The sequence below is a fragment of the Rheinheimera aquimaris genome (assembly GCF_020531985.1).
GTDB classification, from domain to species: Bacteria; Pseudomonadota; Gammaproteobacteria; order Enterobacterales; family Alteromonadaceae; genus Alishewanella; species Alishewanella aquimaris.
Window position 1 is genome coordinate 60,449 of record NZ_JAJAVQ010000001.1, and the last position, 14,968, is coordinate 75,416.

The 14,968-nt window shown below is 48.9% G+C and carries 10 protein-coding genes; all 10 read left to right on the forward strand.

Annotated elements, in window-relative coordinates; all coding sequences use genetic code 11:
• Positions 1-11 precede the first annotated feature (11 nt).
• The 10 genes from tssE (at position 12) to LHL18_RS00300 (ending at position 14,966) form a co-directional block, all read left to right on the forward strand.
• Positions 12-503: a type VI secretion system baseplate subunit TssE gene (tssE, locus tag LHL18_RS00255; RefSeq protein ID WP_226765318.1), complete on the forward strand. Its 492-nt coding sequence runs from the start codon at positions 12-14 to the stop codon at positions 501-503.
• Complete coding sequence (gene tssF / locus LHL18_RS00260; RefSeq protein ID WP_226765319.1) at positions 500-2,332, forward strand: type VI secretion system baseplate subunit TssF; 1,833 nt, start codon at positions 500-502, stop codon at positions 2,330-2,332. The genes tssE and tssF overlap by 4 nt, the downstream gene beginning before the upstream one ends.
• Positions 2,329-3,327 carry a type VI secretion system baseplate subunit TssG gene (tssG, locus tag LHL18_RS00265; RefSeq protein WP_226765320.1) on the forward strand — a complete coding sequence of 333 codons (999 nt, stop codon included), beginning with the start codon at positions 2,329-2,331 and terminating at the stop codon, positions 3,325-3,327. The genes tssF and tssG overlap by 4 nt, the downstream gene beginning before the upstream one ends.
• Positions 3,328-3,347: 20 nt before the next feature.
• A complete protein-coding gene (gene tssH, locus LHL18_RS00270; RefSeq protein ID WP_226765321.1) occupies positions 3,348-5,945 on the forward strand; it encodes a type VI secretion system ATPase TssH in 2,598 nt (865 codons plus the stop codon).
• A gap of 290 nt (positions 5,946-6,235) precedes the next feature.
• Positions 6,236-6,715, forward strand: coding sequence for an Hcp family type VI secretion system effector (locus tag LHL18_RS00275; RefSeq protein ID WP_134055083.1), 480 nt, complete (start codon positions 6,236-6,238; stop codon positions 6,713-6,715).
• 89 nt (positions 6,716-6,804) lie between these two features.
• Positions 6,805-8,619 (forward strand): type VI secretion system tip protein TssI/VgrG, encoded by a 1,815-nt coding sequence (gene tssI / locus LHL18_RS00280; RefSeq protein WP_226765322.1) that lies wholly within the window; start codon positions 6,805-6,807, stop codon positions 8,617-8,619.
• Positions 8,620-8,645: 26 nt separating this feature from the next.
• Positions 8,646-8,939 carry a PAAR domain-containing protein gene (locus tag LHL18_RS00285; protein WP_134055079.1) on the forward strand — a complete coding sequence of 98 codons (294 nt, stop codon included), beginning with the start codon at positions 8,646-8,648 and terminating at the stop codon, positions 8,937-8,939.
• A gap of 5 nt (positions 8,940-8,944) precedes the next feature.
• Complete coding sequence (locus LHL18_RS00290) at positions 8,945-10,027, forward strand: hypothetical protein (RefSeq protein WP_226765323.1); 1,083 nt, start codon at positions 8,945-8,947, stop codon at positions 10,025-10,027.
• Complete coding sequence (locus LHL18_RS00295) at positions 10,017-11,012, forward strand: hypothetical protein (protein ID WP_226765324.1); 996 nt, start codon at positions 10,017-10,019, stop codon at positions 11,010-11,012. Before LHL18_RS00290 ends, LHL18_RS00295 begins: the two co-directional genes overlap by 11 nt.
• A gap of 21 nt (positions 11,013-11,033) precedes the next feature.
• Entirely contained in the window at positions 11,034-14,966 is a 3,933-nt protein-coding gene (locus LHL18_RS00300; RefSeq protein ID WP_226765325.1) for an RHS repeat-associated core domain-containing protein, read from the forward strand.
• Positions 14,967-14,968 lie beyond the last annotated feature (2 nt).

Sequence of the window (14,968 nt, forward strand, 5' to 3'; positions counted from 1 at the left end):
GAGTTTTAGCAGTGAAACTGCATTACAAACAGCCGTTACAGCAATCACTGCTGGACAAGCTGATCGATGATACCCCCGGGCATAAAGATACCGGACGAAGTCGCAGAGGCTTTGATCTTAAAGCACTGCGACAAAGTGTGCGTCGTGATTTGGAAAACTTGCTTAATAGCCGTGTGCAATGGCATACATGGCCGCAAAGCTACCGCGAGTTACCCCAGAGTCTGCTGAATTATGGGTTGCCTGACTTTTCCGTCATGGTGGTCGATTCAGATGAGGGGCGTTTGCAGCTTTGTCGCGCAGTTGAGCAGACTATCCGCAGGTTTGAACCAAGGTTTGTAGATGTTGAGGTAACTGTGCCAGAGCAGGAGCACGGCATGGAAAGGGTGCTCAGGCTACGGATCCAGGCGCTGTTGTATGCTGATCCTGAACCAGAGCACATCATGTTTGATTCAGAAGTTGAACCTGTCCATCTGGGCCTCACCATCAGGGATTATCTGGCATGAATGATGATTTACTGAAGTATTACAATCGCGAGCTGACTTATGTGCGACGGATGGGGGCTGAGTTTGCCGAACAATATCCTAAAATTGCCGGCCGTTTGCGTCTTAGTGAAGAAAATGTTGAAGATCCGCATGTTTCAAGGCTAATAGAAGGTTTTGCTCTGCTCACCGCACAGATCAGACAGAAACTGGACGATAGTTTTCCGGAGCTGACTGATGCATTGCTCGGCCAGTTGTACCCGGATTATCAGGCGCCAATTCCTTCAACGTCTGTGCTGAAACTGACCAGCCAGAACCTGTCTAATTCAGGCATAGTCGTCAAGCGTGGCACTGAGTTCGAAACCCGTACTGACGGCCTGAAACCCTGCACCTTTCAGGCTTGCTATGATACCGATGTCTGGCCGTTGGAGGTCAGTGCTGCTGAATTTAAAAATGCACCGTTTCATGCACCTAAACCTCCCGTGCAACAAAGTGCTAAAGCACTGCTGAAGTTAAATCTGTCCTGCGAGTTTGAAAAAACGGCGTTGCATGAGCTTGAGGTGACATCATTGCGCTTCTATCTGAACGGACAGCGCCACCATGTTTATCGTCTTTATGAGTTATTGTTAAGTAAGTTGTTGGTCGTTGGTTTTGCGCCAGCGGGACAACCTGATGCCATGGTGTTTATTTCTGCTCAGCAACTTAAAGCTGTTGGTTTTTCAGATGAACACCAGGTGGTGCCTTATAGCCAGCGTAGTTTTGCCGGGTATCGCTTGCTGATAGAGCAATTTTTATGCCCTGAGAAATTTTTGTTTGTTGAATTGACGGATTTAAACCCGGATTGGCCGGGTATTGTTAACGAGCTTGAATTGTATTTCTATCTCGCCGATGGGGCAGAAGAGCTGGAGCGCCATATTACAGCCGATAGCATGCTGCTTGGCTGTACGCCGGTGATCAATTTGTTTAGCCAGAAGCTTGAGCCCGTCAATCTTGACAGCTCTCAGTACGAGTACCGTCTGGTCCCCAGGTATACCGACGCAGATGTTTGCGAAGTGGTCAGGATAGAGCAGGTGCAGGCGTTTGACCCTTTTGGCAATGAGGTGACGTTAAATCCTTACTACAGCCAGGGGCATCCGGATTATTTGCAGCAGCAGGATTTGTTCTGGCACAGCCGGCGTGAGTTTGCTGATTGGGCCGGCGGTTATTCTGAAGCCGGTACAGAAATGTATTTGTCGGTGATTGACCGCAAGTTTCAAGGCGTTAATGCCTCTGAGAGCGCCAAAGACTGGGTGGTGCAGGTGCAGGCACTTTGCAGTAACCGGAATTTACCGGCTTATTTGCCATTTGGTGGTGGCGAACCACGGTTTCTGATCCGTAAACATGCTGATGTGATCAAAGAGGTTCGTTGTCTGATGGCGCCAACAGCCAGTGTCAGACCGGCCCTGCAGGAAGCCAGCCGCTGGCAGTTGGTAAATCATCTGACACTTAACCACTTTACCGGCAGCGACGCGCTGCACCGGCTCAAGGAAACACTTCAGTTGTATGATTTTCGCTGCACGCCGGAGTCCAAGGCTATCATCGATGGCATATGTGCTCTGCGCATTACCTCGGGCAGCGCCAGGGTGGTGCAACAAGGTAAAGTGGCAGTGTGCAGTGGCAGTGAGATCCTGCTTGAGTTCACACAATCGTCGTATGCCGGCAGCGGTATATACTTTTTTGCCAACATTCTGGACGTATTTTTTTCTCAGTACGCCACAGTAAACAGCTACACCCGTCTTAGTGTGAAGCTAAAAGAACATGAACAGCTTTACCATCGCTGGCCGGCACGTTGCGGCAGTAAGGTGCTGTTATGACGGTACAAGAGCTAAAGCAGGACCCATCAGGCTTTGATTTCTATCAGGCGGTGTACACGCTGGAGCGTCAGCTTAGTCATCAACAGAAACGCTGGCAGGGAGTTGGCCGGGATGGATTCCCACAACGGGAGCTGGTTCGTTTTAAAAGCGTGCAACATTTAGGATTTCCCGGACAGCCGGTAACAAAAGTGCAAAGCCGCGAAACGCAGCAAAGTGAAACGGGCTGCGAAGCGGTAGATATGCAAGTCAGTTTTATGGGGCTTACCGGCCCAAGTGGTGTGATGCCGCAGCATTATACCGAAATGGTGTTACAGCGTTTGAAGCAGCGCGATAAGACCATGCGTGATTTCTTCGACATCTTTAATCACCGGCTTATTTCCCTGTATTACCGGGCATGGGAGAAATATCGCTTTGCCTGTCAATACGAAATGGCAGGCTCAGAGCATGACAGCTTCAGTGCGGTACTGAAAAACCTGTCGGGCGCACAGAGTACACTGGGTCTGTATTACGCCGGGGCTTTTGCTCAGCACAACCGCAGTGCCCAGCAGCTGAGCCAAATTCTCACTGAGCTACTTGGCACCACTGTCGAGCTCAATCCGTTGCAAGGGCGCTGGCTAACGTTAGAAGCAACTGAACAAAGCAGACTGGCGATGAAATTTCTACCTCAGGGCCAGCATGCAACACTCGGATGCTCTGCGATGCTGGGCAGTAAAGTGTGGGATGTCAGCGGCGCGATTGAACTGCTGATTAAGGTACCCGCCGGCCGGGCAGAGTCCTTGCTGCCCGGAAGTTATCAGCACCATTTAATCAGCCATGTACTGGCAGATTTTCTGCCTTCAGCACTTAGAGTACGTATCACCTTGTTGGGCAGACACTGTGATTTCCCTCGGGCTCAAGTGGGTAAATCCTGTCTTGGCCAGAGCGGCAGTCTGGCAGTCAGAAAAGTAATCGAACATCAAGATACCCGGCTTAGCTACCAGCTGGCCCGGGCTTAGTTAATGCACAGGAAGCAATTATGTCTACTACCACATTAAAAAGTCTGGTTGAGAAACTAAACCCGGCTAGTCGCCAGTCTCTGGAAGCGGCAACGGCGCGATGCCAGTCACGCAGCCACTACAGTGTTGAAATTGAGCATTGGTTAGACGCCATGCTAGAACAGGATGATGGTGATATTCCGATGCTGTTACGCAGTTTTGATATTAACCCCGATAGTGTCAAGCAGCAGTTGCAGCAAGCATTGGAGCAGATGAAAACCGGTAACAATGTGTTGCCAACCATTTCAGTACAGCTGATTAACTTGCTGCGTACTAGTTGGTTAAGTACGACTATCGAATTTGCTGATCAGCAGATCCGTTCAGCATACATTTTATATACATTGCTCAAAGACGATAGTCTCGCTGCGCTGTTAAGCCGCAGAGTGCCTGCGCTTGATAAGTTGGAAGCGGCTGAACTGTTGCGGTTGTGGCCAGAGTTGGCAAAACAGAGCTCAGAGCAGCAAGGCAGGCAAGCGAGCAATAACTCGGTCAGTGGCGGTAAGACGCCGGCACTTGATCAGTTCACCACCGATCTGACGGCACAGGCCCGAGCTGGCAAAATGGATCCTATTATCGGGCGCGACTATGAAATTCGCCAGATGATAGACATTTTAACGCGCCGGCGGCAAAACAACCCGATATTGACCGGTGAAGCTGGCGTGGGCAAAACGGCAGTTGTCGAAGGACTGGCGTTAAAAATTGCCTCAGGCGATGTCCCGGACAAATTAAAAAATATCAGCCTGCGGGTGTTAGATCTTGCCTTGCTGCAAGCGGGCGCAGGTATGAAAGGCGAATTTGAAAACCGGCTGAAAAATGTTATCAACGAAGTTAACCGCTCGGTATCGCCGGTGATTTTGTTTATTGACGAAGCGCATACGATGATTGGCAGTGGTGGCCAGGCTGGCCAGAATGATGCGGCAAACCTGCTTAAACCGGCGCTGGCCCGTGGCGAGCTGCGCACTATCGCCGCCACGACCTGGGCAGAGTATAAAAAGTATTTCGAGAAAGACGCTGCACTGGCCCGTCGTTTCCAGGTTGTAAAAGTAGAAGAGCCGACACCCGAGCTGGCTTCGGTGATGATGCGCGGGCTGTTACCGGTGATGGAGCAACACCATCAGGTGTCTATCACCGATCAGGCACTACAGGCGGCGGTTAAGTTATCCCACCGTTACATCAATGGAAGACAGTTACCCGATAAAGCAGTGGGATTGCTTGATACTGCCTGTGCAAGGGTGGCGATGAGCCAGGATGCGATTCCCGGAGCAGTGGAAGACCATCAGCGGCTGGTTGCGCAGTTGCAGCAGGAAATTGATGTGCTGAAGCGCGAGCAGTATCTTGGTGTTGACCATATTGATGCGTTAAAGGCACTTGAACTGAAAGCGGAGCAGGTTGCTGCAGAGCTGGCACAGTTGCAGCAAAACTGGCAGCAGCAAAAAGCATTGGTTGCTGAAGCCCGCCAACTGGCGCAGCAACTTACCGCAGAACCCCAGACTGATGATTCGCCTTTACTTCAGCGTTTAAAACAGATTAAAGCGGAGTTCGCTGCCATTGCCGAGCCGATGGTGCACTGGCAGGTAACTGAAGAGCTGGTAGCTGAAGTCGTGTCAGACTGGACAGGTATTCCGCTGGGCAAAATGCAGGCAGACGAAATTAATACCGTTTTAGCACTGAATACGTTCTTGCAACAACGGGTTGTAGGCCAGGACCATGCGCTGGAATTGATCGCCCGCACCGTGCAAACTTCCAGGGCACAGCTTGCAGATGAGAATAAGCCAAATGGCATTTTTCTGTTAACCGGCCCCAGTGGTGTTGGGAAAACTGAAACAGCACTGGCACTGGCTGAGCAGGTTTACGGCAGTGAAGAGCAACTGACCGTTATTAATATGTCAGAGTTTAAAGAAGAGCATAAAGTCTCTCTGCTGCTTGGCTCCCCTCCGGGATATGTCGGTTATGGTGAAGGCGGTGTGCTGACAGAAGCAGTGCGGCGTAAGCCCTATAGCGTGATTCTGCTGGATGAAATGGAGAAAGCTCATCCAGGCGTTCAGGATATTTTTTATCAGGTGTTTGATAAGGGCACGATAAAAGACGGCGAAGGCCGAGATATTGATTTTAAAAACACCATTATCATTATGACGTCTAACGTTGGCACTGATACAACGATGCGTTTATTTGAAGACCCTGATACTGCCCCTTCTGTCGAAGGACTCGGCAAAGCACTTAAAGACGATTTGTTAACGGTATTCAAGCCGGCATTTCTCGGCAGGTTGAATCTTATTCCATATCTGCCGCTTGATAATGACAAGCTGGCGCTGATCACGACTTTGCAATTAGCCCGCATTAATAAACGTTTACGCCAGCATTACAAAGCTGATTTCAATTACGGTAACGATGTGACCGATCTGATTGTCAGCCAATGCCAGGATGCTGGTTCCGGGGCCCGCACTATTCACAATATTCTACAGAATCAGTTGTTACCTGAACTATCCGTGCGCATTTTACAGCGGGTCGCTCAGCAGCAGCCGGTAAGTCATATTCTGTTGGAGGTAGCGGATGGCAAATTTGACTACAGCGTGAGCTGATTATCATTGTGTAAATGTCAGGCAGATCTTACCTGACATTTAAAGGTTAAAAAATAGCTAAATTAATAGTTAATTTTATGTTGTTAATATTGGTTTTGAAGATATAATTTGTGAAGTTTAAAAACTGATAATCAGTTATGTAATTTTATTGATAATGCATAATTAATGTAAATGTATTTATTATATAAAGCAGCTGGTGGTTTTTTAACATTTCCGGATTAATGAGTTATCCGGTCTAACCTTGATGTCCGATATCGGGCACCTGTTTAAATATGCAAAAGGAGCATAGCATGCAAGCAAATACCTACCTGCAATATGGCGCGATCAAAGGTGAAACGACCGCTGAAGAGTTCAAGGATATGATTACTGTATTATCTATGGACTGGGGCACTCAGCGTGAACTGAGCTCTTTCACTGGTACCGCAATGGACCGTGAAGCCAGCGCCACTCGCTTAAATGACATCGTTATTACTAAGCTGCAGGATAAAGCGTCTCCGGATCTGTTCAAAGAAGCGACTATCGGGAAGGGGCAAAAAGCGGTTTTCCACATCACCAAGCAAGGCGATAAAGTGGAAGAGATCATGAAGATCGAACTGACTGACGCCATGATCAGCAGCTACCAGATGTCAGTGTCTGGCGACCGTCCGGTTGAAACTATTGTTATCAGCTATACCGAGCTAATGATGACAGTTACACCGACAGACGACAAAAACAACGTTACTGCACCGTTGGTATACGGTTACAGCGGCGTTAAAGGTTCTAAGCTGTAAGCTGAACCCGCTGGTGTGGTTTACCACACCAGCTTCCTATCTGCTTTTTTACCGATCATCTTATATTAGTAACCAGTTGAGGCGAATGGATGCAACAGGCAACCCAGGACGAGAACAGCATCAGAATTGATACGCCGCTTGGCAAAGATGCGTTGATTTTAACCCGGTTTGTATTCAAAGAGGCATTATCTCAGTTATTTAGTGTTAAAGCTGAAGTGTATGGCAACGGCCGCGAAATCAAACCTGATGAGTTGATCGGTAAAGAAGTCACTATTACGTTGGAATTAGGCGGCAATAAACAGCGCTACATCCATGCTGTAGTAGCAGATGTAGCGGCGCTGGGCGCCAGGGTGAGTAAAGATGCTGCCGGCGCGGATTATCGCGATTATAGCCTGCATCTGGTTGCCGCTGCCTGGTATATGCAGCACAGGGTAAACAGCCGGATTTTCCGGGCCAAAAACGTCTTAAAAATTGTTGAACAGGTCGCTGGTGAGCACAGTGTCAAAGTCGATGTTTCGGCTAAGATCCAGGGCAGTTACCCTGATTACGATTTTAAAGTGCAGTATGAAGAGAGTGATTTGGATTTTATTCAACGCTTGCTGCAACAAGAAGGTATTTTCTATTACTTTGAACATACTCAAAGCAGCCATAAGCTTATTCTGGCCGATAAGGCCACTGCTTATGAGCCGGGTATTGAATCTAAAGTAAAGTATTTTGCCGGCAGTTTGTCTGAGTCTCATATTCATCATTGGCAAAAAGCGCTGGTGATGGCACCGGGTAAATTTGTTCAGCGCGGTTTTGATATAAAAAAACCTACTGCTTTACCAACTGGCGAAGCGAATAAAGGTAGTTTAGTGAGTGGGCATGCCAACTACGAAGTATTTAGCTATGACGCCGAATCTGAGTTTCATCCCCGCTCTAAAGCAATTGCGGATATCCGGTTGGAAGCATTGCAACGGGATATTGAAAGGCGCAAAGGTGCAAGTAACTGCCGCAGCTTCAGCATAGGTAAAACCTTTACGCTTACCGAACATGAAGACAAAGCTGAAGCCGGTAAACAGTATGTCCTGACCGAAGTGGTGCTTACTGCAGCAATAGCTAGCCAGACAGGTGCGAACAAGACCACTAAACAGGAAATTAGTAACAGCTTTTACTGCGTTCCGAAAGAGGTTGCTTACCGGCCTCAGCTGACAATTGCCAAGCCAGTGATTACGGGGGTACAAAGCGCCACTGTAACCTGTAAGGGCAGCGAAGAGATTTCTGTCGACGAGCTTGGGCGGGTTACGGTTAAGTTTCATTGGGATCGCTCAGACATAAAAGATAATGAAAGTTCTTGCCCCATCCGGGTCAGCCAGAATTGGGCTGGCAAAAACTGGGGGGCTTTTTTCTTTCCGAGGCGCGATCAGGAAGTGTTGGTCGAGTTTCTAAATGGCGACCCGGATCAGCCAATAATTATCGGCGCTGTATATAACTCTGATCATATGCCGCCTTACACGCTGCCCGATGATAAGACGCAAAGCGGTATTAAAAGCCGATCCAGTAAAGGCGGTGGCGCAGCCAACTTTAATGAGCTGAGGTTTGAAGATAAAAAAGGCGAAGAGCTGCTGTATCTGCATGCTGAAAAAGATTTCGAGTTGCAGGTAGAGAATAATCAGACCGACATGATCGCAAATGATCGCGTTACCACTGTAAAAGGTAACGATACCGAAACCGTGAACAAAGACCGGAAAAACACCATTGATGGCAATGATACGCTTAAGGTGGGCAAAAAGTTGCTGATTGACGCGGGAGATGCCATCACGATTAAAACCGGTGCAGCCTCTATTTCAATGAAGAGCGATGGTTCTATTGATATTAAGGGTGCAAATATCACCATTAAAGGCAGCAAGGTCAGCATCAATTAACGGACAAAGCAGACAGGACTAAGTAAATGGCAAAACCGGCTGCGGTTATCGGATGTATGCATGTTTGCCCCAAGGTTGACCCAGGCCCTAAACCTCACGTTGGCGGGCCGGTTGTTCAGGGATCGCCAAATGTCAGTATTTGTGGCATTCCTGCGGCACGCAAGGGCGATAAACTGGTATGTATTGGGCCACCAGACACGATTAGCGGGGGGTCATCGACTGTGTTTATTAACGGTAAAAATGCGGCGCGCATGGGCGATGACACCGAACATGGTGGGAAGATTATAGTAGGTATGCCTACGGTTGTTATTGGCGGCTAAACACTATGTTGTTGCAAGACTCTGCGACAGAGCAGGCTGAGTTGCTGTTGTCTCAGCGCTTAACGCTCGTGCATGATCGCTATACCGGGCTGGGCCTGCTAATGCAGCATGATCACCGTTTATTAGATTGTCTGCAGGTGCTGATAGAGCTGAAACGGCAAAAGACACCGCCTGTATCCATGTTGCCCTGGATGAATTGGTTGACAGAAGCAGGCATAACCAGTGGTTTGTCGCATATTGATGAATTAAGCAGATTTTCTACGCCAGATCAGGCGTTACAGCTAATGCTTGATATTAAGTTCAGCCAGCAAACCGATAAGCTGCAGCATTTCACGGAGCTATTGCTGAGTAATTCAGCGGTTAATTGTTCTGCTGTCTGGCACTTTGCAGCGAGGCAGCAATTGCCAGTTAGCAAAGCAGTCTTGCCATTGCTGCAGGGAGATAACATTTGTACGGCGGCAATTTTCTATATTGGCTGTAGTGGTGATCGTAGTAAGTTGCCGCTAGTGCAGCAGTGGCTGTCGACGCTTAATCCTGATGATAATCGCTTCGGTATCGCTCAGCTGTCAGCTTATATGCTCGGGCAGCAAACAGATGTGGCTGAACTTGTCGCCAGATTATCCCAGACGTCAGGGCTGACGGATGTCGCACTAATGCTTTTGATGGTTAATGCTCCTGAAGCAGTGCAAATGCGGATCATTAATTATCTGTCTGCAGTTGGTGGGCAAACGGAAATGGCAATACGGGCAATGGCTTTTAGTGGGCAGCTCAAGTTCGTTCCGTTGCTGTTGGAGCTTTCGCAGCAACAGGATAGCGCACAGGCTGCACTTGATGCACTAACGCTGATATTGGGGATATTGGACGCAGATATGCTGGTATCAGCGGCCGATGTTGCCGCTGTACTGACAGGAAAAAACAAACGCAGACTGGCCGGTTGTGATATTGAGGAAACACAATTGCAAGTTGTTTGGCGACAAGGTAATGCACTGCAGCGTCAGGTGGTTGCATGTCATCGTTTTCTGGCTAACCCCGGAAGTGCTTTGGTATTCACTGACAGGCTGATTGACAGGGCAGGTTATGGCAGTTGAGCAGACGTTGGTGTTACATCAGTATGCGTTTACGTTGGGCGCTATGCCAGATGCAGACTGTATTGAACAACTTGAGCTTAGTGCTTTAGCGCCTGCTGCAATAGATTGGCATGGGGTTACGTTGAGACATGCCCTTATACAGCCTTATTGCGAAAAAGAGGATTTTAATGTCCGACTGTGTCAGTTATTGCGCCGCTTAGTGGCGAAACTAAAAGCACAGCAAAATACCGATCTGTTGGCAGACCAGAGTGTCGTTTACCTTATTTTGCCTGAACTAAGCACTACTGGTGACTCGTTACTTAATAGTCTGATACAGCATATTATGCGTGACTTACCGGGGCTGCTGCAATCTGCCCAGTGCAGGGTGTTCGCGCATGGCAGCGCCGGGGCACTTATGGCGTTAGCTGCAGCGCAAAACTTGTTACAGCAGCAGAGTCAGGCGCAAATATGGCTGCTGTCAGTTGACAGCCTGTGCAGTGCAACCGCATTTGAACGTTATTGCCGATACTCAGCCAGCCATGTCTTGTCTGAAGGAGCTGTAGCACTGTGTATTGGCAGTAGAGCGTTGGACACAGCAAATGGCGGTGCCGGGTTGCAGTTACTCTTCAACGCTGTGGATGCAACCACCGGGCACAGCAACAATGATGCTACCGCAAATGTGTTGCGACAGGCAGCGGGCAAAGCGTTAGATCGCACAACAATGCTCGGGCAACTGTATATGCCGGATTGTGGTGATGAGAGCGCAGCAGCTGTCTGGCTTGAACAGTATCACTGGTTACGTGGAGCAGTCGATGCCGATACAACTTTCTGTATGCCGGCATATTGGTGCGGTGAGCTTGGCGCAAGCGGTGGTCTATATCGCTTGCTTCACCTGATGCGAGCTATGGCCAAGGGGCGGTTACCCCGCCTGACATTACAGTACGAGCAATCTCTACAGCATTACCGCGCTGTCGCGTTATTTGCTGTAAGTGAAATTGATAGCTAACAACAAGGATGTTTCATCATCATGGGTATGCACAGTTTACAGCTTAAAAGCCGTTATGGCGGCATGTTGCAGTTCAGCACCCATGCAGTTGCCGAAGCAATACAGTTTGTTTCAGCGGCAGAAGCTGCGGCGTTTTTGCAGGATAATTTTCCGGATTCAGTTACAGGTTCGGCGTTAGTTAATATTTCTGGCTGGTTTGGCGGTGCCTCCGTCAATATGCAGGTGCAGCACGCCAAGACCGAGTTATATAAGTCGCTGGCACAAGCCATTCTTCAGGGAAAACTGTTTGTGTGCCGCCTGGCTGAACCTGAACGCATAAGTGAGCCAGCGCCTGTCGTGACAGGTAAAGCCAGTAAAAAGTCCGCACCTAATAAGCCTGGTGGTGCAGCCAGCCCGGCAAGCAGTCAGGGTGATAAAGGCTCAGCCAGTGAAGCTGTAGTGAGTAGTGTTCCCGGAAAAACGGCAAGTGGTGAGGCGGTACCGCAAAGCAATAGCATCGCTTTTTGCGGTGACCCCGTGGCCATGTGCACCGGTGAGGAAATATTAGAGCTGGTTGATTTTGAGTTGTCGGGGCTGTTCCCGCTGCAGTTTAAACGGACATATCGCTCCAGTCAGTGCGATGAAAACCTTGGGTTAGGGTTTGGCTGGCGCAGCAATTTTCATTTGCACATAATTGCGCTTAAAGATGACAACGATCAGCAATTGCTTGAGCTACACAATGAAGAAGGCCGGCGCCTGACGTTTGCAATGCCAGATCCTGGACAGACGAGTTACCAGTTAACGGAATCTCTGGCATTGCGGATTGAGGATAATGGCAGCCTGGTTCTGCTGCGCCCTGACAGCACGCACTGGGTATTTGTTCGGGTCAGAGCCGAAGGTACGCATACACCGCGGTGGGCTTTGCATCAGATCTATGACAGCCTGGGTAACTATCTGCAGTTATATTATGACCGTTCTAACCGGTTAAGCCGGATAGACTACAGTAACAAGCGTGCCGTTGAACTGCATTACAACGATCAAGGCTTACTGAGCCGCGTCGAGGCCGTTGAGCTGGCGGCGAAAGGGATGAAAGCGTTAGATGTGACATTGGCGCAATACCAGTATGACGAAGACGCTGATCTGATAATGGCAACCAACCAGGCCAGCCAGACCGAGCGGTATAGCTATCAAGGGCACTTACTGGCGAAGCGGCAACGGGCCAGTGGATTCTGCCATTATTTCAGCTGGCAGGGGGAAGGATGTTCCGCACGCTGCATCCGGAACTGGGGCGACGATGGGTATTACGATTATCAATTCAGCTATGACGACGCTCAGCGCCTTACCATCAGCACAGATAGCCGGGGCCAGCGCTGGCAGTACCTGCATAATGAGCTGAACCAGTTAATCAAAAAAGTGGCACCTGATGGTGCTGTCTGGTTGTACAACTGGAATAAGCAAGGCAAGAAGATTGCCGAAACAGCACCGGACGGCGCCGTAACGCGCTATTACTACAACGAGCTTGGCCAACTTGTTACGGTAGAACAAGCTGACGGTGCCATAAGTCATTTTCAATACAATGAGCTTGGCCAGCGCGTGGGTTATATTGATGCGGAAGGCCAGCACTGGCTGCGTGAGTACAGCGCTGGCGGGTTGCTTAAATCAGAGTGCTATCCCGGCGGTGTTGGCCGCCATTATTATTACAATCAGAATGGCCAGTTAAACACAATTAGACATGTTGATGGCCGTATTGAACAGTATCTGTGGGACGAAGACGGCCAGTTATTAGCAAAGCAACTGGGCGAAGCGACAACCCGTTACAGCTATGACAAGCTGGGGCGTATCAACGGGATAGTGGATGCAGCAGGTTTAATCACTGAGTACCAGCGTAATAGCGCCGGTAAAATCACAGCGATTAAGCGCTATAGTGCGGACTCGCCTGAGCAAGCTATCACCGAACAACTTGAATATGATATTGCCGGCAGGCTTATCAGTAAAACCAATGCTCAGGGTGAGTGCACACTGTGGCAATATGAAGGCTTAAGCCAGCCTGTAGCGCGGTTACAGGCAGATGGCAGCCGTTTTGATTACGAATATGATAAAGAACGTAATCTTACTGCCATTATGCGCAGTGACGGGGCTCGTTATCAATTTGCTTATGATGCGCAGGAACGCCCGGTAAAGCTGCAAGGTTTTGATGGCCGGCAACAGCAGTACCAGTATGATTTGTGCGGTAACATCAGCTCTGTAACCGATGGTAGTCAGCGTCAAATCAGGCTAAAACGCGATAGCCGCGGCAGAGTAACTGAGCAAACGGCGCTGTTTGGCCAGCAACTGGCCAGTAATCATTTTCACTACGACAAACTGGGGCGCCCCCTCAGGGCGAGCAACGCGAGCCGTAAACTGCGTTTTACCTATCATACCAATGGTCAGCTTAGCGAGCATTGGCAGGACGACTGGCGCACTTTGCACGAATACAACGAGGTCGGCCAGCGGATAAACAGCACCCTGCCGGATGGCACCCGAGTTGATTTTCGTTACAACGAGCATGGCTATTTATCGCAACTGGCAGTTAATCAACAGCCGGTAATGTGGCGAAGTTTTGATACCGCAGGGCGTGAAACTGCCCGTGAATATCAAAGCGGGCTACAACTTAATCAGCAGTTTGATGCCTTTAACCGTTTAACAGGACAACAGTGGCAGCATGGCGACTGCAGCCATAGCCGACAGTACAGCTATAGTGCGCTGCATCAGCTGCTTTCGGTTACGGATAACCAGCTCGGTAACACAGCCTATCAGTACAATGAACTGGACCAGTTAATTGGTAAAACTGAAAGCCGCGACAGTACGCAAAACGAAGTGCACCAATGGGACAGCTTTGGCAACCCAAGGGGCGAAGGCATAGTGGTTAAGCAAGATCGGCTGTTGCAGTATCAGGCAAACCAGTATCAGTATGATGACAGTGGTAACCAAACTGCAGCTGTCTCAGCCGGAAAGCGCCAACAGCGGGAATACAACGGTTTTAACCAGTTAACAGCACTAAGTAGCACTAATTCAGCTGGTGTGTTTGTAACGCGTTACGAATATGACGCCTTTGGCCGACGTAGTGCCAAGATCACCGCCAGCGGCCGCACGGATTATTTCTGGGAAGGTAACCTTTTAATTGGCGAATACAGCCAGGGCGAGTATCGCTGGTATCTTTATGAGCCAGATAGCAACAAACCGCTGGCGCTGCTAAGTGGCGGCCAGCTGTATTTTTACCAACTAGACCAGCTAGGCACACCGCTAAGCTTAACCGACAGCGACAACAACATCGTTTGGCAAGCGCATTACAGTGTGTTTGGTAAAGCGACGGTAACGGTTAATGAAATCGATAACCCAATTCGCTTTCAGGGCCAGTACTATGATGCAGAGAGTAGTTTGCACTACAACCACTTTAGGTACTACGACCCACAAACAGGCCGTTTTATCAGCCAGGACCCGATAGGTCTGTTAGGTGGTATTAACCACTACCAGTATGCCCCCAACCATATTAACTGGATAGATCCGTTGGGGTTAAGCTGTAAAGAGGGATATGCTGTTATCAGACAGTTTGAGAATGGTTATTCAGAAGGGCATTTTACAATAGAGGTGTTCTTAGGAGACATAGGTTATTCAACGCATCAAGTTATTGGCCAAGATAGATCGGATACAACGATAGTTAGAGCTGGTAAATATAATTCAAGTAAAAAAGCTGTCCATGAATGCATAATTAAGCTGGAAGACGCTGAAGCAGCACAAAATCTACAGAAAAATATGATAAATGAACAGCTTGGCGAATATGATGCTATAGAGAATAGCTGTGTGTCCCACGTTGCTGATATTCTTAATGCCGGTAATTCGTCACAGATATCAAAGTCAAAATTAGGATACGCGAGATTTATGCGCAAGAATGGATTCGCTCAGTTACCTTCAGATAAAAGCGTTTTGGGGGATTAGAA